General features: G+C 47.7%; 19 protein-coding genes, 2 tRNA genes, 3 rRNA genes and 1 other RNA gene. 1 reads left to right on the top strand and 24 read right to left on the bottom strand.

Translation table 11 applies throughout. The annotated features are described in order from the left end of the window. Positions 1-72: 72 nt before the first annotated feature. The 19 genes from MKY01_RS00685 to rpoE form a co-directional block, all read right to left on the bottom strand. Positions 73-2,999, bottom strand: a 23S ribosomal RNA gene (locus tag MKY01_RS00685). 206 nt (positions 3,000-3,205) lie between these two features. Further along, positions 3,206-3,281: transfer RNA gene (locus tag MKY01_RS00680), tRNA-Ala, on the bottom strand. Positions 3,282-3,303: 22 nt separating this feature from the next. Then, positions 3,304-3,380: transfer RNA gene (locus tag MKY01_RS00675), tRNA-Ile, on the bottom strand. A gap of 36 nt (positions 3,381-3,416) precedes the next feature. Further along, a 5S ribosomal RNA gene (gene rrf, locus MKY01_RS00670) occupies positions 3,417-3,533 on the bottom strand. Between the two features lie 105 nt (positions 3,534-3,638). Further along, positions 3,639-5,191 (bottom strand): 16S ribosomal RNA (locus MKY01_RS00665). The 16S, 23S and 5S rRNA genes sit together here with 2 tRNA genes alongside, the layout of an rRNA operon. Before the next feature lie 348 nt (positions 5,192-5,539). Then, on the bottom strand, positions 5,540-5,809 hold the full coding sequence (locus tag MKY01_RS00660) for a pro-sigmaK processing inhibitor BofA family protein (protein WP_339284984.1): 270 nt from the start codon (positions 5,807-5,809) through the stop codon (positions 5,540-5,542). A 34-nt stretch (positions 5,810-5,843) separates the two neighbouring features. Then, entirely contained in the window at positions 5,844-6,119 is a 276-nt protein-coding gene (locus MKY01_RS00655; RefSeq protein WP_036607244.1) for a DUF2508 family protein, read from the bottom strand. A gap of 185 nt (positions 6,120-6,304) precedes the next feature. Next, a complete protein-coding gene (gene recR / locus MKY01_RS00650; RefSeq protein ID WP_036607246.1) occupies positions 6,305-6,904 on the bottom strand; it encodes a recombination mediator RecR in 600 nt (199 codons plus the stop codon). A 36-nt stretch (positions 6,905-6,940) separates the two neighbouring features. Then, positions 6,941-7,252 (bottom strand): YbaB/EbfC family nucleoid-associated protein, encoded by a 312-nt coding sequence (locus MKY01_RS00645; RefSeq protein ID WP_036607248.1) that lies wholly within the window; start codon positions 7,250-7,252, stop codon positions 6,941-6,943. Positions 7,253-7,293: 41 nt separating this feature from the next. After that, a complete protein-coding gene (gene dnaX, locus MKY01_RS00640) occupies positions 7,294-9,039 on the bottom strand; it encodes a DNA polymerase III subunit gamma/tau (RefSeq protein ID WP_339284982.1) in 1,746 nt (581 codons plus the stop codon). Positions 9,040-9,213: 174 nt separating this feature from the next. Continuing rightward, an RNA gene (gene ffs, locus MKY01_RS00635) (signal recognition particle sRNA large type) lies at positions 9,214-9,481 on the bottom strand. 146 nt (positions 9,482-9,627) lie between these two features. Next, the gene (gene rpmE / locus MKY01_RS00630; protein ID WP_036607255.1) at positions 9,628-9,825 is read right to left on the bottom strand and encodes a 50S ribosomal protein L31; all 198 of its coding nucleotides are present in this window, start codon (positions 9,823-9,825) and stop codon (positions 9,628-9,630) included. A gap of 102 nt (positions 9,826-9,927) precedes the next feature. After that, on the bottom strand, positions 9,928-11,202 hold the full coding sequence (locus tag MKY01_RS00625; protein ID WP_047841136.1) for a radical SAM protein: 1,275 nt from the start codon (positions 11,200-11,202) through the stop codon (positions 9,928-9,930). A 96-nt stretch (positions 11,203-11,298) separates the two neighbouring features. Next, entirely contained in the window at positions 11,299-12,624 is a 1,326-nt protein-coding gene (gene rho / locus MKY01_RS00620; protein ID WP_036607258.1) for a transcription termination factor Rho, read from the bottom strand. Between the two features lie 465 nt (positions 12,625-13,089). Continuing rightward, positions 13,090-14,343 (bottom strand): UDP-N-acetylglucosamine 1-carboxyvinyltransferase, encoded by a 1,254-nt coding sequence (locus MKY01_RS00615; RefSeq protein ID WP_036607261.1) that lies wholly within the window; start codon positions 14,341-14,343, stop codon positions 13,090-13,092. Positions 14,344-14,490: 147 nt separating this feature from the next. Continuing rightward, a complete protein-coding gene (gene fba, locus MKY01_RS00610) occupies positions 14,491-15,345 on the bottom strand; it encodes a class II fructose-1,6-bisphosphate aldolase (protein WP_036607263.1) in 855 nt (284 codons plus the stop codon). 260 nt (positions 15,346-15,605) lie between these two features. Then, positions 15,606-15,992: a response regulator gene (locus MKY01_RS00605; RefSeq protein ID WP_017691292.1), complete on the bottom strand. Its 387-nt coding sequence runs from the start codon at positions 15,990-15,992 to the stop codon at positions 15,606-15,608. Positions 15,993-16,217: 225 nt separating this feature from the next. Further along, positions 16,218-17,822, bottom strand: coding sequence for a CTP synthase (locus MKY01_RS00600; RefSeq protein ID WP_100528576.1), 1,605 nt, complete (start codon positions 17,820-17,822; stop codon positions 16,218-16,220). Between the two features lie 452 nt (positions 17,823-18,274). After that, positions 18,275-18,844, bottom strand: a complete 570-nt coding sequence (gene rpoE / locus MKY01_RS00595) for a DNA-directed RNA polymerase subunit delta (protein ID WP_036607268.1) — start codon at positions 18,842-18,844, stop codon at positions 18,275-18,277. Positions 18,845-19,305: 461 nt separating this feature from the next. Here rpoE and MKY01_RS00590 point away from each other — a divergent pair, with 461 nt between their 5' ends. Continuing rightward, on the top strand, positions 19,306-20,460 hold the full coding sequence (locus MKY01_RS00590) for a S8 family peptidase (RefSeq protein ID WP_339284979.1): 1,155 nt from the start codon (positions 19,306-19,308) through the stop codon (positions 20,458-20,460). 288 nt (positions 20,461-20,748) lie between these two features. Here MKY01_RS00590 and argS read toward each other — a convergent pair whose 3' ends face one another. The 5 genes from argS to MKY01_RS00565 form a co-directional block, all read right to left on the bottom strand. Then, positions 20,749-22,428: an arginine--tRNA ligase gene (gene argS / locus MKY01_RS00585; protein ID WP_036667693.1), complete on the bottom strand. Its 1,680-nt coding sequence runs from the start codon at positions 22,426-22,428 to the stop codon at positions 20,749-20,751. Continuing rightward, positions 22,425-22,850 (bottom strand): DUF1934 domain-containing protein, encoded by a 426-nt coding sequence (locus MKY01_RS00580; protein ID WP_017691299.1) that lies wholly within the window; start codon positions 22,848-22,850, stop codon positions 22,425-22,427. Before MKY01_RS00580 ends, argS begins: the two co-directional genes overlap by 4 nt. Positions 22,851-23,115: 265 nt before the next feature. Continuing rightward, positions 23,116-23,382, bottom strand: coding sequence for a DUF6171 family protein (locus MKY01_RS00575; RefSeq protein ID WP_036667692.1), 267 nt, complete (start codon positions 23,380-23,382; stop codon positions 23,116-23,118). A 3-nt stretch (positions 23,383-23,385) separates the two neighbouring features. Next, positions 23,386-24,867, bottom strand: a complete 1,482-nt coding sequence (locus MKY01_RS00570; protein WP_339284977.1) for an alpha-N-arabinofuranosidase — start codon at positions 24,865-24,867, stop codon at positions 23,386-23,388. A gap of 218 nt (positions 24,868-25,085) precedes the next feature. Next, positions 25,086-26,273 (bottom strand): hypothetical protein, encoded by a 1,188-nt coding sequence (locus tag MKY01_RS00565; RefSeq protein ID WP_339284975.1) that lies wholly within the window; start codon positions 26,271-26,273, stop codon positions 25,086-25,088. Positions 26,274-26,793: the final 520 nt, after the last annotated feature.

Here is a 26,793-nt window from a genome sequence, read left to right as displayed (position 1 = left end):
TCATCAACATCATTCAAGGATTGCTCCCTGAAAACTAGATTCGAAACGAAACATGCGAATTACAACTTGCTATTGGATAAGCCCTCGACCGATTAGTACTGGTCAGCTCCATGCATTGCTGCACTTCCACCCCCAGCCTATCTACCTCGTCGTCTTCAAGGGGTCTTACATACTGGGAAATCTCATCTTGAGGGGGGCTTCACGCTTAGATGCTTTCAGCGTTTATCCCGTCCGTACATAGCTACCCAGCGGTGCTCCTGGCGGAACAACTGGTACACCAGCGGTACGTCCATCCCGGTCCTCTCGTACTAAGGACAGCTCCTCTCAAATTTCCTACGCCCACGACAGATAGGGACCGAACTGTCTCACGACGTTCTGAACCCAGCTCGCGTACCGCTTTAATGGGCGAACAGCCCAACCCTTGGGACCTACTTCAGCCCCAGGATGCGATGAGCCGACATCGAGGTGCCAAACCTCCCCGTCGATGTGGACTCTTGGGGGAGATAAGCCTGTTATCCCCAGGGTAGCTTTTATCCGTTGAGCGATGGCCCTTCCATGCGGTACCACCGGATCACTAAGCCCGACTTTCGTCCCTGCTCGACTTGTAGGTCTCGCAGTCAAGCTCCCTTATGCCTTTGCACTCTTCGAATGATTTCCAACCATTCTGAGGGAACCTTTGGGCGCCTCCGTTACTCTTTAGGAGGCGACCGCCCCAGTCAAACTGCCCACCTGACACTGTCCCCGCACCGGATTACGGTACCAGGTTAGAACCTAGATACGATCAGGGTGGTATCCCAACGTTGCCTCCACACAAGCTGGCGCTCATGCTTCAAAGGCTCCCACCTATCCTGTACAGATCGTACCCAAATTCAATATCAAGCTGCAGTAAAGCTCCATGGGGTCTTTCCGTCTTGTCGCGGGTAACCTGCATCTTCACAGGTATTAAAATTTCACCGGATCTCTCGTTGAGACAGCGCCCAAGTCGTTACGCCATTCGTGCGGGTCAGAATTTACCTGACAAGGAATTTCGCTACCTTAGGACCGTTATAGTTACGGCCGCCGTTTACTGGGGCTTCGGTTCACAGCTTCGGATTGCTCCTAACCACTCCCCTTAACCTTCCAGCACCGGGCAGGCGTCAGCCCGTATACTTCGCCTTACGGCTTCGCACAGACCTGTGTTTTTGCTAAACAGTCGCTTGGGCCTTTTCACTGCGGCCCCCTCGTGCTATTCACACTACCGGGGCACCCCTTCTCCCGAAGTTACGGGGTCATTTTGCCGAGTTCCTTAACGAGAGTTCTTCCGCGCGCCTTAGAATACTCTTCTCGCCTACCTGTGTCGGTTTGCGGTACGGGCACCATCACCTGGCTAGAGGCTTTTCTTGGCAGTGTGAGATCATGACCTTCGCTACTATAATTTTCGCTCCCCATCACAGCTCAGCCTTAATGATGTGCGGATTTGCCTACACATCAGCCTTACTGCTTAGACGGACATCCATCAGTCCGCGTCACTACCCTACTGCGTCCCCCCATTGCTCATAACGGCTTACGGTGGTACAGGAATTTCGACCTGTTGTCCTTCGACTACGCCTTTCGGCCTCGCCTTAGGTCCCGACTTACCCTGAGCGGACGAGCCTTCCTCAGGAACCCTTAGGCTTTCGGCGGATCAGATTCTCACTGATCTTTTCGTTACTCATACCGGCATTCTCACTTGTATAATGTCCAGCGCTCCTTACGGTACACCTTCAACCCTTATACAACGCTCCCCTACCCCTGATGCAAAGCATCAAGCCATAGCTTCGGTGGTGTGTTTAGCCCCGTTACATTTTCGGCGCAGAGTCACTCGACCAGTGAGCTATTACGCACTCTTTCAATGATGGCTGCTTCTAAGCCAACATCCTGGTTGTCTGTGCAACTCCACATCCTTTCCCACTTAACACACACTTGGGGACCTTAGCTGATGGTCTGGGCTGTTTCCCTTTTGACAATGGATCTTAGCACTCACTGTCTGACTCCCGGAAGTAAGTCTATGGCATTCGGAGTTTGACTGAGCTTGGTAACCCTTGCGGGCCCCGCACCCAATCAGTGCTCTACCTCCACGACTCTGTTTTCCGAGGCTAGCCCTAAAGCTATTTCGGGGAGAACCAGCTATCTCCGAGTTCGATTGGAATTTCTCCGCTACCCCCACCTCATCCCCGCATTTTTCAACATGCGTGGGTTCGGGCCTCCAGTGCGTGTTACCGCACCTTCACCCTGGACAGGGGTAGATCACCCGGTTTCGGGTCTACGTCCACGTACTCAGTCGCCCTATTCAGACTCGCTTTCGCTGCGGCTCCGGCTCTTCACCTTAACCTTGCACGGGAACGTAACTCGCCGGTTCATTCTACAAAAGGCACGCCATCACCCCTAAAACGGGCTCTGACTTTTTGTAAGCACACGGTTTCAGGTTCTATTTCACTCCCCTTCCGGGGTGCTTTTCACCTTTCCCTCACGGTACTGCTTCACTATCGGTCGCTAGGAAGTATTTAGCCTTGGCAGATGGTCCTGCCGGATTCATACGGGGTTTCACGTGCCCCGCACTACTCGGGATCCGTCTCGGAGGGAACAGACTTTCAACTACAGGGCTTTTACCTTCTTTGGCGGGCCTTTCCAGACCTCTTCGCTTAACCGGTTCCTTTGTAACTCCATGTGAGACGTCCCACAACCCCAAAGAGCAAGCTCTCTGGTTTGGGCTTCTCCGCGTTCGCTCGCCGCTACTGACGGAATCACTATTGTTTTCTCTTCCTCAGGGTACTTAGATGTTTCAGTTCCCCTGGTATGCCTCTGCATAACCTATGTATTCAGTTATGAGTAACTGGAAATTACCCCAGCTGGGTTTCCCCATTCGGACACCCCCGGATCAAAGCTTGCTTACAGCTCCCCGAGGCAGTTTCGTTGTTCGCCACGTCCTTCATCGGCTCCTAGCGCCTAGGCATCCTCCGTGTGCTCTTAGTAGCTTAACCATTTTGTTCCGGTTTCGGTCGCTCGCTTCCCTTGTTTTGCTTGCGCAAAGCCAAAAGTCGCTCTCACCCGATACCATCACAAAAGCAATTTAACTACCTTTATACACTTGACTTGTTTACACAAGTTCAGCTTAAAGGAATGTTCTAATTCGCGTTTGTTTCGTTTCGATATCTAGTTTTCAAAGAACAAACTTGTAAAACATTTTTGGTGGAGCCAAGCGGGATCGAACCGCTGACCTCCTGCTTGCAAGGCAGGCGCTCTCCCAGCTGAGCTATGGCCCCATATAAATTTTAAAGGTATAGATGGTGGGCCCTGGTGGACTCGAACCACCGGCCTCACCCTTATCAGAGGTGCGCTCTAACCAACTGAGCTAAGGGCCCACATTACATATACTATTTGAACCCAAAATGGGTTACGCTTGGCGGCGTTCTACTCTCCCAGGACCCTGCGGTCCAAGTACCATCGACGCTGAAGGGCTTAACGGTCGTGTTCGGGATGGGAACGTGTGGAACCCCTTCGCTATCGCCACCAAACGTTTGAGAGTTTAAACTCTCAAAACTGAGCAACGAGTGAGTAACTAGCCGACCTGGCTAGATTTTGTATTTGAATGTTTCCACTCGGGAAACGATTCTCCATAGAAAGGAGGTGATCCAGCCGCACCTTCCGATACGGCTACCTTGTTACGACTTCACCCCAATCATCTATCCCACCTTCGGCGGCTGGCTCCTTGCGGTTACCCCACCGACTTCGGGTGTTATAAACTCTCGTGGTGTGACGGGCGGTGTGTACAAGACCCGGGAACGTATTCACCGCGGCATGCTGATCCGCGATTACTAGCAATTCCGACTTCATGCAGGCGAGTTGCAGCCTGCAATCCGAACTGAGACCGGCTTTGTTGGGATTGGCTCCATCTCGCGATTTCGCAGCCCGTTGTACCGGCCATTGTAGTACGTGTGTAGCCCAGGTCATAAGGGGCATGATGATTTGACGTCATCCCCACCTTCCTCCGGTTTGTCACCGGCAGTCTATCTAGAGTGCCCACCCGAAGTGCTGGCAACTAAATATAAGGGTTGCGCTCGTTGCGGGACTTAACCCAACATCTCACGACACGAGCTGACGACAACCATGCACCACCTGTCTCCTCTGTCCCGAAGGAAAGATACATCTCTGCATCGATCAGAGGGATGTCAAGACCTGGTAAGGTTCTTCGCGTTGCTTCGAATTAAACCACATACTCCACTGCTTGTGCGGGTCCCCGTCAATTCCTTTGAGTTTCAGTCTTGCGACCGTACTCCCCAGGCGGAGTGCTTAATGTGTTAACTTCGGCACCAAGGGTATCGAAACCCCTAACACCTAGCACTCATCGTTTACGGCGTGGACTACCAGGGTATCTAATCCTGTTTGCTCCCCACGCTTTCGCGCCTCAGCGTCAGTTACAGCCCAGAGAGTCGCCTTCGCCACTGGTGTTCCTCCACATATCTACGCATTTCACCGCTACACGTGGAATTCCACTCTCCTCTTCTGCACTCAAGTCACCCAGTTTCCAGTGCGATCCGGGGTTGAGCCCCGGGATTAAACACCAGACTTAAATGACCGCCTGCGCGCGCTTTACGCCCAATAATTCCGGACAACGCTTGCCCCCTACGTATTACCGCGGCTGCTGGCACGTAGTTAGCCGGGGCTTTCTTCTCAGGTACCGTCACCTTGAGAGCAGTTACTCTCCCAAGCGTTCTTCCCTGGCAACAGAGCTTTACGATCCGAAAACCTTCATCACTCACGCGGCATTGCTCCGTCAGGCTTTCGCCCATTGCGGAAGATTCCCTACTGCTGCCTCCCGTAGGAGTCTGGGCCGTGTCTCAGTCCCAGTGTGGCCGATCACCCTCTCAGGTCGGCTACGCATCGTCGCCTTGGTGAGCCGTTACCTCACCAACTAGCTAATGCGCCGCAGGCCCATCCCCAAGTGACAGATTGCTCCGTCTTTCCAGTTTCCTTCAGGCGAAGAAAACAATTATTCGGTATTAGCTACCGTTTCCGGTAGTTGTCCCAAACTTGAGGGCAGGTTGCCTACGTGTTACTCACCCGTCCGCCGCTAACTATCCGAGAAGCAAGCTTCTCTTCAAGTCCGCTCGACTTGCATGTATTAGGCATGCCGCCAGCGTTCGTCCTGAGCCAGGATCAAACTCTCCAATAAAGTATTGAAAAGAGCGATAAGCTCATTTTGAATCTGACGAGATTAAAAATCTCATTTGTGCTCCAGTCGATTCAAGCCAAGGCTTGTCTCAAACTTTCGCGTTCATTCTGCAAGCAGAATGTTTACTCACTCGTTGTTCAGTTTTCAAAGATCAAACTTGTTTTTTCGTCACCATTTTCTCTCAGCGGCGACTTTTATAATATATCATACTTCGTTTGTTTTGGTCAAGTGTTTTTTTGAAATTCTTTTTCGAAGTTCGCAATGAACTCCTTCATTTCATCTAAAGCATCTAATCAAGCAAGCAAAGCAACGAGATATAATGTACCATATAAATATCCTGCGAGTCAACTATCCGAACAAAGAAATTTTCAACCCTAATAATAGCCCCACACCTGGCAATCCCAAAACAGTTACAGTCCCTATGGTTGCAGGGTTCAGCGGGATGTAGGCTCCTGTAATCCAGCCGGAATAATTCACGATATATATCCCTACTGCAGCCAGCACCAGATGAATTCCAAATGACGTGAAAAACGATAACCCTATCCGCTTTCTGAATAAAATAACGATAAGCCCCAGTAATGATATAACCAATACACTTCCCAGTATGACACTCTTCATATGTTACACCTCCGTATTTAATGTAAACGTGACTCTACATACTAACCCCTCGCTGTGATGTAACATCATCATTAGCTCTGGCTCGCTTTGCTCTTCTCAAGTGGATCTGGTACTTCCGCTCAGCTGCCTCCAATACATAAATAGCATAATCAATCTCATCCTGCCCCTGTGCATCTTCAAACTGTCTCATAGCCCGTTCCCATTCCTGCTTAGCCATTTGAATATCTGCATAGATCTGATCCGCCTCAAGTTCCTTCAACATTCTGTTGTGTTTCTCTACCGAGTTCCGTGTATTTCGCCACAAAAACATAATCTCTCCCCCTCCTGATCAGCACAGCATATTCTCATACTTATCAGGGAAAGGACAAACTTAGAACTCGAGCATTCATTTTCTTCACAAAAAAAAGAGAGCCCTAAGGCTCTCTTTGCATATCGAAACTTATTTGGCATCCGAAGTTTCCAAGGAAGTCCGTTGCGTAATACAAATTGATCACACTAACGCATCTCCCTGCGCCCTTCCAACGCTTTGGAAAGGGTCACTTCATCCGCATACTCTAGATCGCCACCTACAGGCAATCCATGCGCAATCCGGGTCACACTGATCTCAAACGGACGCACCAAGCGGGAGATATACATCGCTGTAGCCTCACCCTCAATGTTGGGGTTCGTTGCCAAGATAATCTCTTTTATACGTTCATCACTTAATCGAACCAAGAGTTCCTTCAAACGAATATCGTCTGGGCCAATTCCCTCCATAGGTGAAATCGCGCCCTGTAACACATGATAGTACCCATCGAATTCCTTGGTGCGCTCCATGGCCACCAGATCTTTCGAATCCTGAACTACACAGATTACAGAGACATCCCTGGACTTATCCTGACAGATGCGACATGGGTCCGTATCAGTGATATTACAACATACAGAACAGTAATGAAGATTACGCTTTACACTTACGAGCGCCTTGGCGAAATCGATAACGTCATCTTCCTTCATGTTAAGCACATGAAAAGCTAAACGCGCTGCCGTCTTGGGACCCACACCCGGCAACCGGGTGAAGGCATCAATCAGCTTGGCTATTGGTTCGGGATAATACAATCGATTGTGTCTCCTTTGACAGGATCAATTTTTTAATTAAAATAATCCCGGAATATTCATGCCGCCTGTGAACTTGCCCATATCCTTGTTGGCAATCTCATCGGCTTTGGCCATTGCATCATTAACAGCTGTCATAACGAGATCCTGCAACATTTCAACATCTTCCGGATCTACCGCTTCAGGTTTGATCGTGATAGCAAGCAATTTCTTGTGTCCGTTAACTTCAGCCGTCACTACACCGCCACCAGAAGTACCTTGGACTGTTTTGTCCGCCAGTTCCTCTTGTGCTTTCAGCATTTGCTCCTGCATTTTCTTCACTTGTTTCATCATTTGGTTCATGTTGTTCATAATTGTTCATCTCCTTTGTTATGGTTATCGCGCTATGCGCATTATTCTTTGATCACTACAAGATCCTCACCAAAGAGCTGGATCGCTTCATCAATCCAAGGCTGTTTGTTGCCTGAACCGCCGTCTTCATGCTCAGGTTCAAGCTTAAAGTCCTCCTTTGGCGCTTCAGAAGCTCCCTCCATTGCCCCGGTCCAATCTTTGAGCATCATCGTCACCAATCGTGCCGGACGCCCAAGTTGTTCGGACAACACCCGCTCAATGACTTCACGGTTAGCCTGCTTCTCCGTCGTTTCACGGTGAATGTTGTTTTTAAAAGCAACCAACACATTGTCTTCAAGCAATGATACCGGCTCACCATCCACAAACCAGGCGTGAACGGTAACCCTCTCTTCCTTCACTCGTTGCAGGATCTGGCTCCATTTTTTGCTGATATCTGCGAACTCAGGAGCTCCCTTGCGTGCAACATACTGATCCAACTGTGCAGGAAGCTTCGCAGGCGAATTGCCTCTCGATACCGGCGCTCTTGTTGCCGGGCGAGATGGAGCACTCGATGAACCTTCTCCACCAGACAAACCACTTTTCAGTGCACGATCCAACTTCTTCTCCAACTCAGCAAGCTGCTGCTTCAAGCGGTTGATCTCTCCCCCATCAGCAGGTGCTGCATGAGCTGAAGATCCCACCTGAACAGAAGCCTCACCTTGAGCTGGAATACTACACAGTTTAAGCAATGCAACTTCAAATAATGTCTGTGGTTGTACTGCATATTTCATTTCACTCTGGTACCGATTAAGGGTGTCAATCATGTGGAACAGTTGTTCCTTGGTGAATGACTCCGCCATATCACGGAAAGACTCCGGATTAAGTACCCGGTCCGTCAGTTTATCTGCATCAGGTACCATCTTAATCATAAGCAAATCACGGAAATAATACAGTAAATTCTCCATGCACTTGTCTGCACTCTTTCCTTCATGCATGAAACCTTCAATCATCTGCAAAATATGACCAACATCACCCTTGAGCAGCGAAGCAGCCAATTTGGCAAATTGCTCTGAAGCAATTCCACCCGTCATGTCCATGACCTGCTGGTACGTTACTCGTCCATCCGTAAATGAAGAGATCTGATCCAGCACACTAAGTGCATCCCTCATTCCACCGTCCGATAAACGGGCAATGTATTGGAGCGCATCCTGGTCAGCTTCCATGCCTTCCTGTTCACAGATCAGTGTAAGTCTTGCTGTCTGCTCTTCCAGGGATACCCGGCGAAAATCAAATCGCTGACAGCGCGATATAATGGTAGCCGGAAGGCGGTGCGGTTCCGTTGTTGCCAAAATAAACATCACATGTGGTGGTGGCTCTTCCAATGTTTTGAGCAAAGCATTGAATGCCTCCGTTGTCAGCATGTGCACTTCATCAATAATATAGACTTTCTGCCGGACCTCGGTTGGCGCATATTTAACCTTTTCCCGAAGATCACGGATTTCTTCAACGCCCCGATTGGATGCAGCGTCAATCTCCTGCACATCCATCACAGCGCCAGTCGTAATTCTGCGGCAAGCTTCACACTCGTTACAAGGTTCAGGCGCAGGCCCACGTTCGCAGTTCACAGCTTTGGCCAAAATCTTGGCGGCACTTGTCTTTCCCGTTCCTCTGGGCCCGCTAAATAAGTAGGCATGGGAAGTCCGCTGTTCACGAATCGCGTTCTGCAAGGTCTGAATAATATGCTGTTGCCCCACCATATCTTGAAACGACTGGGGACGCCAAGCCCGGTATAACGCGATATGCTCCATGATGCGTTACCTTCCTTCCACTTCGCATTCGAGTCCTTTGTCGTTCCCCTATTATACTATATTCTAGGGTGAATCCAAACTTTATCTGACTCATTCATGCGTGGTTTATTAAGACATATCAAAAAGACCTCTGCATACATACAACTGCAAAGGTCTCTACATTTAAAAGGTAAGCCGTGCACCTGCTATCGATATTTGCGATCCAAGTGGCACCCCTGAACAATAGCTCGGGCTAGGCAACCCTCCGGCACAAGAGTGATCTCACTTATGGCTGCTTCCTTCCGGACCTGACCAGGTTCATGAGTACTCATTGCGGAGGACCCAACCGTCAACACCACGTTTAGGGACCAAACCTCACATCGGCAAAACCTCTAGCAGGAATTCAACCTCGCTATAGCGGATTGCGAGTTACAGGGCACCGCTACCTCCCCATCTAGCACGGTAAGAAATAGTATAACGTAAGGTTATCCAAATTGCAACCAGAGGAACGTGAATCCGACTTTGCTTACATATAACATATAAAAACCCCTGCCAGATCAGCAGGGGTGTGTTGGATGCAATTAGCAGACAACTCCAAGAATTGTCCAATTAGATTCCGTATTTCTTTTTGAAACGATCAACACGGCCGCCAGCATCGATAAACTTCTGTTTACCTGTGAAGAACGGGTGGCACGCGGAGCAAATCTCTACACGAAGTCCGTCTTTAACCGAACCTGTCTCAAAAGTATTCCCGCAAGCGCAAGATACTTGACCAATCGTGTAATTAGGATGAATTGCTTCTTTCATTACCTTTCACCTCTTTCCGCCCTGAGCCTCAAGCGGACCCAGAGTAAATGGCACAACCCTGAGATTATAACACGACCTTGCGCCTGTTGCAATCCATTATTGTTAAGAGGTAATCAACCGTTTTGGACGTGCCATTCCAGCGGGTGGAACATGAGTATACGATCCAATCACAACACCAGGCAACTCGTCTTCAAAGATCTCAATCATCTGCTTCATGCCCAAGATATCACCTTGAGCAGGAGGAATTAATTCCAGATAGCTCTCTGGATCAATATTGAGATTACGCATCTGAATCAAGCGTAGATCGGTTCTTCTTGCAAACTCAATCATCGCCTCAATCTCTTCTTCACGATCTGTTACGCCTGGGAAGATCAGATAGTTAATGGACGTGTATACACCCTGCTGCGCTGCGTATTTCATCGATTTCTCAACATTGGCTAAGGTATAACCACGTGGTTTATAGTAAGCGTTATAATGGTCATCCAGTGCACTAATTGTACTTACGCGCATCAGATCCAATCCAGCATCTACAATACCTCTAATGTGATCATTCAGACCGGCATTGGTATTAATGTTGATATACCCCATGTCCGTTACGGAACGCACTTCGCGAATCGCTTCAATAATCAGCTTGGCCTGCGTGGAAGGCTCCCCTTCACAACCTTGTCCAAAACTAATGATGGACTCCGGCGTCTTCAGGTGTTCCAGCATAACCTCCACAATCTCATCCACACGTGGTCGGAAGTTCATACGTGTCTGCGGGGAAACAAAGCCACTATCATCCGGTTGCTCGGAGATACACCCGAAACAGCCCGCATTGCAAGAATAGGATACCGGCACTCCACCTTCCCAACGATTCAGGAACGTGTTTGATGAAGTTAGACATTCATATCCAAGCGCACAGTTGGATAGATGGGTGTAAAGACGGTTCTCGGGGTATTGCTCCGTCAATCGTTTGACCCCGGAACGTACATCGTCACGATCACAGTTGAGTGGATTCCATTTTTCAGGACTATCCGACTTCGAAGCGGTGACATAGAAACCGCCATCTTTCCAAACTACTGCGGAATAACCGAACAAAGGCAACTTATACTCCTTATCCGTCTTCACGTATCCAGGGAGACACAAACGAGTGAATCCCTGTGGAAGCAAAGCACCTACAGCCTGTGTGTCCGTTGGCATTGGTAGCATCTCACCGGTATCCGGGTCCATACCAATGGGCCGGGTGCTCGGGAGTCCAACCAACGTTGCACCCTCTGGCAAAGGGATGAGTTCGTCTTCCATAATCTCAACAATCATATCTCCACTGCGGGCAAGCCCGTACAGGGAAGGATGATCAAATACATTACCTTTTTCATCTGCGTATACTAAATACATGATGTTCTCCTCACATCTAATGGGTTAAACCTAACGACGAGTGTATTGTAACATTCACAGCAACGCTGTAAAAGTATGTTATTGGTCGAACGACACTTACGTCGATGTACCTGACGTTGCTGTCTGTCTAGGTGAGCGACGGGTTGTTGTTGTACCTGAATTGCTTGTCGGGCTATTACCAGCCGAATCAAATGCGGCCAAAAACTCTGCATTTGTCTTACTGTTACGAAGTTTTTTCAGGAATCCTTCAACAAAGTCATGGGAATCATTCATGTTTTTACGAATTGCCCAGATTGTATCCAACTCTTCCTTGCTCAGCAACACTTCTTCACGACGTGTACCCGAACGACGAATGTCGATCGCCGGGAATATGCGGCGCTCTGCCAGACGACGGTCCAGATGGAGCTCCATGTTACCTGTACCCTTAAACTCTTCATAAATGACGTCATCCATACGTGATCCCGTATCAATTAATGCCGTTGCCAGGATCGTCAAGCTTCCGCCTTCCTCCACATTCCGGGCAGAACCGAAGAAACGTTTCGGACGATGGAACGCAGCTGGATCAATACCACCACTAAGTGTACGACCGGATGGTGGAATAACCAGGTTATATGCACGGGCGAGACGCGTAATGCTATCCAGCAGGATAACAACATCTTTTTTGGCCTCAACCAGACGAAGCGCACGCTCAAGCACCAATTCCGCCACCTTGATATGATTCTCAGGCAGTTCATCAAATGTCGAAGCCACAACTTCCCCTTTTACCGAACGCGACATATCCGTTACTTCCTCTGGACGTTCATCAATCAACAGGACAAACAGTTCAATTTCAGGATTGTTAGTTGAGATGCTGTTGGCAATTTCTTTGAGGAGAAGCGTTTTACCCGCTTTGGGAGGTGCTACGATCAATCCGCGCTGTCCCAATCCTACCGGGGCGAGCACATCCATAATGCGTGTGGACAAATGGTTGGGGGATGTTTCGAGAACCAGTTTTTTCTGCGGATACAGTGGGGTTAGTGCCGGGAAGTGAAGTCGCTCTGCAGCCGCCGATGGATTCTCACCATTTACAGCGTTGACTTGCAACAAACCGAAGTATCTCTCGTTTTCCTTAGGCGTTCTACACTTACCTGATACGAGGTCACCTGTTCTTAGGTCAAACTTGCGAATCTGAGAAGCTGAGATGTAGATGTCTTCCGTACTTGGCAAGTAGTTGATCGGCCGAAGAAATCCGTAACCTTCAGGTAAAATCTCGAGTACGCCTTGCATGAACATCAGGCCACTCTGTTCAGCTTGTGCACGCAGTATAGCAAAGATTAATTCTTTCTTTTTTAACGTACCATAGTACGGTATCTGATATTTTTTGGCCAGTTTGTAGAGGTCCGTTAGTTTCATTTCTTCCAAATCGGAAATTTGTAGATCCATATAATAACCACCTATTCAATTAATAAGTCCGTGTGAAATGGATAGTTTCGCTAGATGTTCCGGCTATAGAGAGCGGCGTCTGCCACAATCCCTTCTGTCCATTGTACGGAATGTAACCGTTATAATGCAAATACTTGTCTTTGAGTGTAAGTTTCCGGGTGGGATGGCCAACATTCGGCAATATCCGCTATTGAGTGAACGATGCATTGAGGCGATCAATCCGGATAGACCGGCTATGGAGCGCAGTTCAAACAAAACCGGGGGTTGGGGATGAGAAATGATGTTCTTACAGCCATATGAAGTTTATTTCAAAAAAAGACCCTCCGGTAAAGGAAACAGAAACATTTCGTCTTATGCCGGAGAGACTGAGAACTCTATTAAAACAGGTTTACCTAATCATCAAAAAGATATGCAGTTCAGTTAAAATAAACATGTGTAGGACTGAATCATGCATAATGCTTCTTATTAATCAGTTTCCCTCCATACATCTGCACCGAGCAGTCGCAGATTAGTCACCAGATGATCATAACCGCGGTCGATATATTCGACCCCCGTTACTTCGGTCACACCTTCACTGACGGTTAGACCTGCAATCACCAGCGCTGCTCCAGCGCGAAGATCGGATGCTTTTACTTTGGCCGCGTTTAATGCACTGCCTTCAATAATCGCTGACCGTCCTTCTACTCGAATCTTTGCACCCATCCGCACTAACTCAGGCACATGCTTGAATCGATTACTGTATACAAAGTCGCTCAGGACGCTCACACCGGTTGCCTGTGTCAAAACACTGGTCATTGGTGACTGTAGATCCGTTGGGAAACCAGGATATACAAGTGCCTTCACGTCCACATGGTTATAGCTTGGTTTACCAATGACACGTATACTTTCATCCAATTCCTCAATGCCAACACCCATTTCTAGCAGTTTTGCCGTTAAAGCTTCCAGATGTTTGGGAATCACATTGTCAATCAGAACATCTCCGCGCGTCGCCGCTGCAGCGATCATATACGTACCTGCTTGGATACGGTCCGGAATAATGGAATGACGGCAGCCTTTAAGCTCCGAGACCCCTTCAATACGGATCGTTTCGGTACCTGCACCCTTGATGCTGGCACCCATGGAATTCAGAAGTGTTGCTACATCTATAATCTCAGGCTCTTTAGCCGCGTTTTCGATAATTGTAGAGCCTTTGGCACGAGTAGCCGCCAGCATGATATTAATGGTTGCGCCGACACTGCTTACATCAAGATAGATTTTTGCTCCGCGCAGCTCTTTGGCATGCAAATGAATGGAGCCATGTTCGTTTGTTACGGTTGCGCCAAGCGCTTCAAACCCTTTGATATGTTGATCAATTGGACGAGGCTCAAAATTACAGCCCCCTGGTAAACCTATGGTCGCTTCTTTGAAACGCCCTAGCAATGCACCCATCATATAATACGAAGCACGAAGCTTCTTCACGGGACCATTCGGCATAGGAATGGATTTGATGTCAGAAGGGTCAATCTTCATCTGACTGCCTTCCCAAGTCACATGTGCTCCGAGTTCCTCCAAAATTTCTGCATAAACCGCCACGTCACTCAAAAGCGGCAGGTTGTCCAACACGACTTCTGACTCGGCAAGCAATGCTGCAGGAATAAGCGCAATGGCGCTGTTCTTGGCGCCGCTTATAGTTACAGTTCCCTGTAACGGACGTCCGCCACTAATCATCAATTTTTCCATAAAGCTTAATGTCCCCCTACGTGTTTTGCAGCCGATGAACGGCAATACGTGCTGTTGGCTTCCGATGTAGAAATAAGGTGTGAAAATGGAAAGACACCGGCTAGGCGGTGTTTTTCCATTTCACAGTATGGAACTGGTAAAGATAAATTACGCTTTGTTGTTAGAACCAAACTCGCGGATTTTACCTTTAACGGTTTCTTTAATTGCTTCACGGCCTGGTACGATGAATGTACGTGGATCGTAAGCGTCTGGTTTAGCTGCAAGCACTTCACGAACCACTCTTGCAAAAGCAATTTGGTTCTCTGTGTTTACGTTGATTTTGGACGTACCCAGGGAAATGGCTTTGTCGATGTCGTGTTTAGGAATACCTGTACCACCGTGCAATACGAGTGGAACTTGTACCGCGTCACGAACTTCTTCCATTTCTTTGAAGCCCAGGTTAGGCTCGCCATGGTAAGGACCGTGTACGGAACCAAGAGCTGGTGCCAATGTATCGATACCTGTTTCTTTAACGATACGGATACACTCGTTCAAGTCAGCGTACATGATACCGCCGATAACGTCGTCTTCTTGTCCGCCTACAGTACCTACTTCAGCTTCTACAGAAACGCCTTTAGCGTGTGCATATTCAACAACTTTTTTAGTCATTTCGATGTTCTCATCGATAGAGTGGTGGGAACCGTCGATCATTACGGATGTGAATCCAGCGTCGATCGCTTCTTTACACTTGTCGAAGCTTGAACCGTGGTCCAGGTGAATTGCAACTGGAACAGTGATTTTCATGTCGTGAATGAGTCCTTCTACCATTTTAACTACAGTGTAGAAGCCACCAATGTGACGTGCTGCGCCTTCGGATACACCCAAGATTACTGGGGATTTCTCTTCTTCAGCAGCACCAAGAATCGCTTGAGTCCACTCAAGGTTATTGATGTTGTATTGACCAACTGCATATTTTCCTTCAAGTGCTTTGTTCAACATGTCTGTCATAGATACTAATGGCATGGTTTCAATCCTCCTAGGGGTTTGGGTTGTGTCTATGGTTTTTAGCCGAAATCACATACGGGCTTATTATACCACATCCCATGTCAAATACTAAACAAGCATTTGCAAAAATGCTGTGCTTTGCAGCACAGTTTTCATAGACACCGCTTTATAACTTCCCCATTTCCAATATTCCCCGGATAAAGGAGTGAAATACCTCATTTTCCCACCAAGTACCTTGTATGTTCTCCACACGCAAAAAAATCCTGTATCAACAGGATTCAGCTGCATTTATTGGCGGTACCGTTGCGAAGTTGCATATTCACAGCCACTCGCATCTCGTCGATATCAAACGGTTTCGTAAAGTGCATGAGCGCTCCGAGATCCGTGGCTTCCTTAATCATGTCCAGTTCACCATAAGCGGTCATCATGATCACCTTGATACCCGGATCAATTTCTTTAATATGCTTCAGGATTTCCAGACCGTCCATCCCAGGAATCTTCATATCGAGCAATACCAGGTCAGGCTTGTCATTATTCACAATCTCCAGAGCAACCTTGCCGTTGGGTGCTTGAAACGTGTTATACCCCTCACTGCTGAACACTTCCATTAACAGGATTCGAATACCATTCTGGTCATCAACAATCAAAACTTTTTTATCTTCCACTCTGTAACCTCCTAGAATTAGGAAAGCATGCACACCTTCGAATCTGGATAACTATCCCATAGTCGTCATGATAAGTATTCTACCTCTTCCATTAAAATCCTGCTACCTTCACAAAATGACAAAAAGCATTTTCACCCACTTTTTACGAAAAAAAAGGATGTTCCGGCATCCGCTATGGTTGCCAGGAACATCCCCAATATCTATTACGTTAACACAAAAAATTTATTACTTCTGCGCATTCTCCAGAGAAGCTTTTACAAAATCACGGAACAATGGTTGCGGACGGTTCGGACGGGAAGTGAATTCCGGATGGAACTGTACCGCCAGGAACCATGGGTGTCCTGGAAGTTCCACGATCTCAACCAGACGTCCATCCGGGGATGTACCCGAGATAACCAGTCCTGCTTTTTCGATCGTTTCACGGTATTCATTGTTGAACTCATACCGGTGACGGTGTCTCTCATACACCAGCTCGTCATCATAACAAGCCATCGCCAAAGAACCTTCCTGAAGCTTACAAGGATACAGACCCAGACGCATCGTGCCACCCAGATTCTCGATATCTTTTTGCTCAGGCAACAGGTCAATCACAGGGAATTCCGTAGCCGGATTAATTTCGGAACTGTTCGCACCATTCAAGCCAACGATGGAACGTGCATACTCAATAACGGAAACCTGCATACCCAGGCAAATACCGAAGAACGGAATTTGTTTCTCACGAGCATAACGGATTGCCGACACTTTACCTTCAATACCACGATCTCCGAATCCACCAGGAACAAGGATACCCCCAATACCATGTAACAAGTCGCCTACATTCTCATCCGTAATATCTTCAGAAGGAACCCAGCGAATTTTCACATCAGCATTGGATGCAAATCCTGCATGAGACAACGACTCAACAACACTCAGGTATGCATCATGCAACGCTACATATTTACCAACAATAGCGATCTCAACTGTATGCTCCAACTTGTTGATCCGGTCAACCAGCCCTTCCCACTCGCTCATATCCGGTGCAGGAGTAGTCAGTTTCAGGTGATTTACCACGATCTCATCCAAGCCTTCTTCACGCAGGTTCAAAGGTACTTGATACAACGTGTCTGCATCACGACATTCAACCACGGCATTCTCATCAATGTCGCAGAAGAGAGCGATCTTGGCTTTCATGTCTTTAGACAATTCATACTCCGTACGGCATACAATCACATTCGGTTGAATACCGATGCTGCGTAATTCCTTAACACTATGTTGCGTTGGTTTTGTTTTCACTTCACCAGCTGCTTTGATATAAGGAATAAGTGTTACGTGGATGTACATCACATTGTCGCGACCTACATCACTCTTGATTTGACGGATAGCTTCCAGGAAAGGCAAACTCTCAATGTCGCCCACTGTTCCACCAATTTCCGTAATAACCACATCCGAACCCGCTTCACGTCCAGCGCGGAATACACGCTCTTTGATCTCGTTTGTAATGTGTGGAATAACTTGTACCGTTCCGCCCAGATATTCCCCGCGCCGCTCTTTGCTGATGACGGAAGAGTATACTTTACCAGTCGTGACGTTGCTGTTTTTGGAGAGATTGATATCAATAAAACGTTCATAGTGGCCAAGGTCCAGATCCGTTTCCGCGCCATCATCCGTTACAAAAACCTCGCCGTGCTGATAAGGACTCATTGTTCCCGGGTCGATGTTAATATATGGATCAAATTTCTGGATCGTTACCTTAAGCCCTCTGTTTTTCAGCAATCTGCCCAGAGAAGCAGCCGTAATCCCTTTGCCCAGGGAGGACACAACTCCGCCCGTCACGAAAATATACTTTGTCACTGTTATTACCCTCCTAATATAAGTACAGAAATTCAGGCGATATATGGTGTTATCGTAACCTGTTTCCCAGGTAATCATCGTTAAAAAGAGCAATGGCAGAAATTCCCTGCATCTGCGAACTGCTCTTTCTGCGAAGACGGTTTAAATACACGTTGTTCTACAGCAAAAAATGGTGCAAATATTCCGATGGCCTTCATTCCATTTGGTGTTTTTGATATACAAAAACGGGCCACGAAATGTTGGCCGGGAGCATACGGAAAAAAATCATTTTGCAAAATTATGCCTCTAAAAATACAAAAAAAAGTACTCCCGCAGGACGGGGCACCTTCTATAAAAAACATAAATATATTGTCGCTCATTCATAAGCCCATGCAATAGTTTACCCGTTACCCCGTCTGCTGTCAAGGCTGACTATTCCGGGGAAACGGGTAAATTATAGACGTCAAAAATGACTACCGATTATCAGAATCGTCGTCAAATTCATCCTCGTTTTCGGACTCTTCTTCGTCTTCTTCGAGGTCTTCATCTTCCAGATCGTCATCTTCAACCAGCACTTCTTCTTCGCTGTCTTCTTCGTCAAAGATGTCGTCTTCTTCTTCCTCTTCTTCGTCTTCTTCTTCCTCTTTATCCGTGCTGTCGAAGCCTTCATCGCTGCTATAGCTGTCTTCTTCTTCACCGAAGTCTTCATCTTCCAGATCATCGTCTTCATCGTTGATGATACGCGGACGCTTCGCACCCGTCATGGAATCTTCTGTTCCAGCTACCGGATACCAGCGCTTTAAGCCCCACAGACTTGTACCGACGCAAGCAAAACGGCCATCGATATTAATCTCGGTATATAGCTGGGCGATAAACTCGTTGATTTCTTCATCAGTCATTCCGCGCTGCTTCGCTACCTCATTCATTAAGTCACGATAGTAATACGGCGTATTAGCCGCTTTCAGCACCATAAAGGCAAGGTCCACCAAAGGGATCTCTTTTACCTTTTCTTTATCAATTTTCAAATTGAGCGAGGTACTCACTGCAGACACTTCCTCTCACACAAAATTCACTTTTTAACCCCTACGAACTGGACTGTTACGTATAACATATCCATTAACAAACCTAAGTAAAACCTATTTAGCGTTAAAAAGCAAGTTTTTATGTACGGATGTGACGCAAATGCGGAGAGCAGCAACAATATGTCCGCATATTAAACGTGAAGTGACATCAAACCCACAGGAATATCCTCTTTGTCAAAGAGACAACTCCATAATAAAAAAGACGGAGTCCCCTCCGCCTTCTGACTGTATACCCTTGGAGGATTACTCCTCACCAGGTTCCCCGCAAGAGCCCTCTAGCTCTCCATCCATCATATGTCCCTGCGCCCGTTTTGACACGAAGAGAATGTGTTTTTGTAAAAAAAGGGCAAGTTCCCCATGCGGCGGGATGAGCGCATTCATAGAATACCTCAGCATGTTCATCCCGAAGGGGGCTGCCCATTATGGACTATACTGGTTTATTGCATCAATTGATTGACGGAATGCGACGCCCTGAACCAGAACAGGGAGGGCGATATTTGATCCGATTTGCCAAACCGCAGCATTACGAGGCCTGTCTCGTAGAATTGTCCCGAATGCGGAATGAATTCACCGACCTTGGGGCTGTCCGTTCCTCGCGACTAGCTCGTTCCATTATCGCTCCAGTCCAACGCCCGGAGGACCTATACCGCTATGGGGATGAAATTACGATTGAAGAAGACGTTCCCATCTCCCTTCATGCCAACGCACTCCACAGCAAACCAAGCAATGCTCAAGGCATACCCTGGGGAGTGAAGCAGATTCGGGCGCCCAAAGTATGGTCTGTGTCTACCGGACACCGGATTAAAATCGGTGTGATTGATACAGGTGCTGATTATCACCATCCTGATCTTCGTTATTCCCTGGCACGCGGAATCAATCTGTTAAACCGCAGCCTGCTTCCTCATGATGATAACGGACACGGCACCCACATAGCAGGGACTATCGCTGCTGCCAACAGTACCGCAGGCATGATTGGTGTAGCTCCACGCTCCCTGATCTATCCGGTGAAAGCATTTGACCACAACGGATCGGCTTATGTATCCGATATTGTACTTGGCATCGACTGGTGTGTGCGCAACAAGGTCGATATTATCAATATGAGCTTTGGCATGAAAACACGCAGCAAGGCGCTTCTTGACGTTGTCAATCGTGCATACCATGCTGGAATCGTTATTGTTGCTTCGTCAGGAAATGACGGCAAACGCCGCAGTATTGATTACCCTGCACGGTATCCCCAGACCATATCTGTTGGGGCAACCGACAAAAACAGACGTATTGCGTCCTTCAGCAATCGTGGCGCATATGTGGATGTCTATGCACCCGGTGATAAAATCGTCTCTTCCTGGGTACAAGGCAAGCATCACGAGATGAGCGGCACATCCATGGCGACGTCCCATGTGAGTGGCGCTATCGCCTTGCTGCTCTCCAAACATCCGGGGTTATCCCCTAGTGAAATCAAGACACTCGTCAAACGTGCTACGATCCCGTTGCGCGCCCGCAAGACTACCACAGCAAAGAGCAAGGTGCGTGGTGGTGAGATTGATGCCCTGAAGCTAATGCAGGAGGGCGGGGAGTGAGCCAGCTCTGTCAGCCGTCAGCAGAACTTGATTGAGGCTTCGTGGCGAAACGCAGTAGCCCGGCCCAGGCAGTACGCACGAGGGAGTATTACGTAGCGGCTGAAACTTTAGGTTACGCCCACTGTGATGTCAGAGCAGGCTAGTGTGCCTTGGATGGGTCAGGCATTTCGTTTTCTTCAACTCCGGGTACACAATAAAAAAAGTCTCCATGTACCACGTTGAAGTTGCAACGTGGACTTGGAGACTTTTTTGTTAGGCAGAGCGGCGGATGTGCCGCTAGCCTGGAATTTACATTTTGTCAGGAGCGGTTACGCCTACCAGACGAAGCGCTGTTGCGATAACGGTACGTACAGCACCGATCAGTGCCAGACGTGCTTGAGTTTGCTGCGTGTCTTCCGTAATGACACGTTCTGCACGGTAGTAGCTGTGGAACAGGGATGCCAGCTCGTATACATAACGGATGATACGATGAGGCGCATATCCTGTTGCTGCTGCCGAGATTTCCTCAGGCAACTCTCCCATTTTGCGGAGAAGGTCATACTCGTGCTCTGTTGTCAGCTTGGACAGGTCAATCTGTGCCAGTGGCAACAGTTCAATACCTTGTTCTTCAGCCTGACGGTATACGCTACATACACGTGCATGCGCGTATTGTACGTAGAATACCGGATTCTCATTGGATGTCGAAATCGCAAGGTCCATGTCAAAGTCCAGATGGGAGTCCATGCTGCGCATTGTGAAGAAGTAACGGATGGCATCAATGCCGACTTCATCCATCAGATCTTCCATCGTTACAGCTTTACCTGTACGCTTGGACATCTTCACTTTTTCACCGTTCTGGAACAAGCTCACCATCTGTGCAATCAAGACCACCAGTTTCTCAGGGTCATTACCCAGTGCTTGCATCGCGGCTTTCATCCGTGGAATATATCCATGGTGATCGGCACCCCAGATGTTGATCATCGTGTCGTATCCACGAGCATATTTGTCGCGGTGATAAGCAATATCTGGCGTCAGGTAAGTATACGTGCCATCGTTCTTGATCAATACACGTTCTTTGTCGTCACCGTACTGCATCGTTTTCAACCAAGTTGCTCCATCTTGCTCATAGATCTCATTACGGTCACGCAATTCATCAAGCACTCGCAGCACTTCTCCGTTATCGTACAGGGAAGTTTCGCTGAACCAGATGTCAAAGTTAACACGGAAGCGATTCAAGTCACGTTTGATCTTGTCCAGTTCCTTCTCCAGACCAAAGTCACGGAAATAAGCCGCACGGTCACCCGGATGCATGGACAGCAATTCGTCACCCTTTTCAGCAACAAGCTGCTTGGCGAATCCTTTAATATCTTCACCGTGATAACCGTCTTCAGGCATCTCAGCATCCTGACCCAGCTCTTGCAGATAACGAGCTTCAATGGAACGAGCCAGATTAAACACCTGATTACCTGCGTCATTAATGTAGTATTCACGGGTTACATCATATCCTGCGTAGTCAAGGATGTTACATAGTGCATCACCTACAGCTGCTCCACGGGCATGACCCAGATGCAGGCTGCCTGTCGGGTTGGCACTGACAAACTCCATCTCGACTTTGCGTCCTTCTCCGATGTTAATTCTTCCGTAATCTTTACCCTGCTCCTGCACAAGCGCAAGTACTGGATAAAGGTAACTCTTGTCCAATTTGAAGTTAATGAATCCTGGGCCCGCAATCTCAGCCTTCTCGATTCCGGCTTCAGCCAGATTCAGATTGGCAATGATCTCTTCAGCAATCTGACGCGGATTGCGCTTGGCAATCTTGGTCAGCTGCATGGCAGCATTGGTCGCCAAGTCCCCGTGTGTCTTCTCACGTGGCACTTCCAATGTGATGGCTGGCAATTCGTCCTGCGTAACAATTCCGGCCGTCACAATGGCGTTGCCGATGGCCGTACTTACCCGTTCGTTAATCGTATCTAGTGGATTACGTGTCATGAAATTGGTTCCTCCTGTATATGCAAACTAATCGCGAAATGTCCAGATTCTTCATCAAAGCGGTAAAAGTCGTAGCTCCACGCTGCGCGTGCGCTCAATCCCTGAATGGAAAGTTCCAGCTTCTGTGTATGCGTGGACAGGGCAAACGACATGTATGGTGATCGGTAGAAACCAGGAAGCTTCCGATTCAACTCAAAAGTCTGCTCCGATTCCACCTCACCATGACGTATAATCTTGATGGATTGTCCGCCCAGCTTCAATGTTGTACGGGTTGTACCTCCCTCAGGTCCAACCTGCGGTTCTTCATAACGAACATAAAGAACAGACCCTTTTAACACGGCTTCACCCTGCATTTCCTGTAGCACATCTTCACCTTCATAACGGCTGTGCAGCCGGATGTGTACCGGTCGCATGTTCGACATGAATGTTAACCTCCATTATATTCGAGGCGACGCAAAATCAGGCACGGCTGGTGAGAACAGCCCTTCCCGTATTGTTGTGTCGCTATACGCGCTCATATTCCCGGATAGCTCGCTATCCTACACTCTACTGTATAACTATATCCAGTTCCCTCGCTCAATTCAAATCCAAATTCAGAGTTTTTTCCTCATCAAGCCAAAAAAGAAGAGCCGCACCGGTAAAGTGCAACTCCCTTTTGCTTCATTATAATAAGATTCGTTCCTCCGATCAGGCCCATTGGGATTCATAAGGAAAAGGACATGTCGACTCACTCAGCTTCGCTCGCACCTGTACGAGACAACCACAATGCCGACAAGTTGTGCCATATTGCAATCCCGGACAAGCAGAGCAGATGGATAGCCGACGTTCATATTCCTCATCCTGTACCGTCGGACGCGAACGTGAGGCAATCTCCACAAGTCTGGCCATTTTGGCATCGCTAATCTTCACATCGTACTGATCATTACAGCCTTTGCAAGGTTCCTGCCTTTTCATGCATTAACCCTCGACAGCGAGCACCCCAACCGATGCTGGTGGAAGGACAAAACGCAGTGTGTTATTCTCCAGTGTGATTCCATCCCACGCCACAGGCTGAACATGATTCGGCTGTTCAAAGGTATTAAATGCACCAAAATCAGTATGGTGCAGAATCTGCCCATTTACTTTAGCCGCTTGAGTTGCGTCCAGCTGACACACAACTTCCAACTCATCCGTGTGACTCAGATTACAAGCTGTCACATGAATGACCCCATCCTTGTTGCGGGAAGCTGATAAGCTGAGCTGCGGAATGGTCTCTTCTCCGAATGTGTATCCTGGGCTTTCATAATTCAAATCCAGTCGCTGTGCATCCATATGGACCTGATACATATCAAATACATGGTACGTAGGGGTCAGGAGCATTTTGTCCCCTTCCGTGAGCACAAGCGATTGAAGCACATTGACGATCTGCGCAAGATTTGCCATGTGTACCCGTTTATTATGTTGGTTGAAAATATTCAGGTTAACACCTGCAAGCACAGCGTCCCGCATCGTATTCTGTTGATACAGGAACCCTGGATTGGTTCCCGGCTCAACGTTATACCACGTGCCCCATTCATCCACAATAATGCCGACTCTGCCCTCTGGATCATATTTGTCCATAATCTCGGAGTGCTTCACCAGTAATTCATCCATATGGAGCGTCTTTTTCAAGGTAGTGAACCATTCAGCCTCACCAAATCCTGTAGCTGCGCCTTTATCATTCCACTCTCCTGTAGGGATAGTGTAATAATGAAGACTGATTCCATCCATAAAGCGAGCAGCCTCCCGCATCAGGACTTCCATCCATTCATAGTTGCCTTCGTTGGGCCCACAAGCGATTTTATAAATCTCGTTCCCGGAATAGTTACGTACATATGTAGCATACCGACGATATTCATCCGCATAATATTCAGGACGCATATTGCCGCCGCATCCCCAGTTCTCATTTCCCACGCCAAAATACTTCATTTTCCACGGTTCTTCCCTACCATTACTCTTACGCCAGTTCGCCATCGGGGATTCGCCGTCAAATGTGATGTACTCCACCCATTCCTGCATCTCCTGCACTGTACCGCTACCCAGATTGCCACTGATGTATGGCTCCGTGCCGAGTAGCTCACATAATCTCAAGAATTCATGTGTACCAAAGTGATTGTTCTCTTCCACACCGCCCCAGTGTGTATTGATCATACGAGCACGCTCACTCTTCGGACCTACACCATCTTTCCAGTGATATTCATCGGCAAAACAACCGCCTGGCCAGCGAAGTACTGGAATATTAAGCTTCTGCAAGGCCGTCAATACATCATTTCGAATCCCATCCGTATTCGGAATAGGTGAATCTTCTCCTACCCACAGCCCCTCATAAATACAACGTCCCAAGTGTTCGGAAAAGTGACCATATATATTGCGATTTATTAATCCTTGATCTGAATCGGCCTTTAAAATAACATCAACCATTATTTCAACCCCCATAAATTATATTGTTATCGCTTACAATAACTCGTTTCAGAGTAGGTTTCAACCGTTTTTATTTCTACACAAACAAGCCTCTTCCTGTGTAATTGATTAGGAAGAGGCTTGTTTGTTATAGAAATTCATACAGAGACTTACCAAATTGATTTTTATACATTTCTAATTTGGATTTGCCCGTTTATTATTTCAGAATAACAGGCTACTTAATCCTGCTCTGAAGGCAACAACATTTTTTGTGTCCACGTCGTTCCACCATCTATAGTCTGATAGATCGCAGGAGAGTTATCACTTGTGACTACGAGCCAACCCGTCTTGGCCGATGGGAACGAGATACGGGAACTGTATCCCGGATCTTTCAGGTCAATATTTTTCCACGTGGAACCTGTATCATAAGAACGTCCAATACCCACTTTGCCAGCTGCGGGTGAACCTGCAGACAGATAAGCCGTCTGATTACCAATCAACGCTATGTTGCCGGGATGACCACCCGGGTTGGCTGGTCCATTTCCTTTGCCCGTACTGTTTGTACCCGGTGCAGGACCTCCCCCTGCTGTGGATTGCGCAAATACTTGGGTCCAGTTCTTGCCTTGATTACCGCTCGCATAGAGGGAGTACGATTGTTGGGACATGCCTGCATCACCATACAAAAGGGCCCATACTTGTTGGCCATGTGCATACAGATCCGCTCCGCTCCATGTGTCTGAGACAACTCGAAGAGAGGTTGTCCAGTTCTTGCCGCCATCACTCGTTTGCTTCAGATGATATCCCGATCCAGGTACAACCACGACGGCATACCCTTGTTTCTCTGTTGCAAAGGCAGCTGCACGCGTGTTGGCAGGTGTATTCATTTTATTCCAGGTTACCCCGCCATCCTTCGTCTGATATGCACCATTATAGGTGTAACCATAACCTACATCTTTATTGCGAAAATCAATTCGTTTGAATTGAATGCCCGGCGTATCGAGCCGCGTCCAGTGCGATCCCCCATCATGGGTACGGATCAGATAGGTTGCAGGTGAATCCTTCACTCGCGCCAGCGCATATCCGTTCACATTATTCGGAAAATCAAGCTGTGTGAATTGCCATTGCCCGGTATATATGGACTGCCACGTACATCCTGCATTCGAGGTACCGATCAGGAAGCCCTCACCCCCAGCTCGTCCAGTCGTATCATTAAGAAAATCAATGTCCGTAAATTGCAGGTGTTGCTCTTCCACACCGCTGCCCTTTTTTAATGTAGCAGATAGTCCATGATCTCCCTTTCCACATGCCTGTGAAGATGCAGCGTTAGCACCTGATAGCGTATGTACCGGACCCATCCCCCAAGCCAGCGTTAACGATAATGCGAGTGCACTAATCCGTTTCCATGTCATTGTACTCTTGGTTGTCATCGTAACACCTCCTTCTATGGTTTTACCCAAATATGATGGTTCTAACGTAACAATCTGATTAACCCTGATGACAATTTTGCAAGAAAAAAACCACCTTTACTCATGATTGGATCATGTAGGCAAGGGTGGTTCATCACCAAACATTGTGTACTCTAAATTAAATGGGATACGTCACCACAGCAAGGATAACAAAACTGATACTTAATAAAAGGCATAAACTAAAATATATTTTGTTGTATTTATATTCCCGAATACTATATGCAGCAAAAAGCATAGCCAGATCAGCCACCATCAACGTAAAGTTGAGAAATATCGTCACTGCTAATACAAAATTGATGACAAACACTATAAAAACTGCAGTCAGCCACTTGGGATACATACTCAATTGAGTCCGAATCACACGCATTCACTTTCACCTTTCCCTTCCTCTATTTCCATATTATACACAAATATTAAGATAGAGTCATACCAAGGCACGATATCTGCGTAAGAGGAGAGTCCATACTAACACATGAAATAA

This window comes from Paenibacillus sp. FSL R5-0486 (assembly GCF_037975155.1).
In the GTDB taxonomy this organism is placed as follows: domain Bacteria; phylum Bacillota; class Bacilli; order Paenibacillales; family Paenibacillaceae; genus Paenibacillus; species Paenibacillus amylolyticus.
Note: the sequence above shows the minus strand (reverse complement) of the source record. Positions and strands in the feature narration are given on the sequence as shown.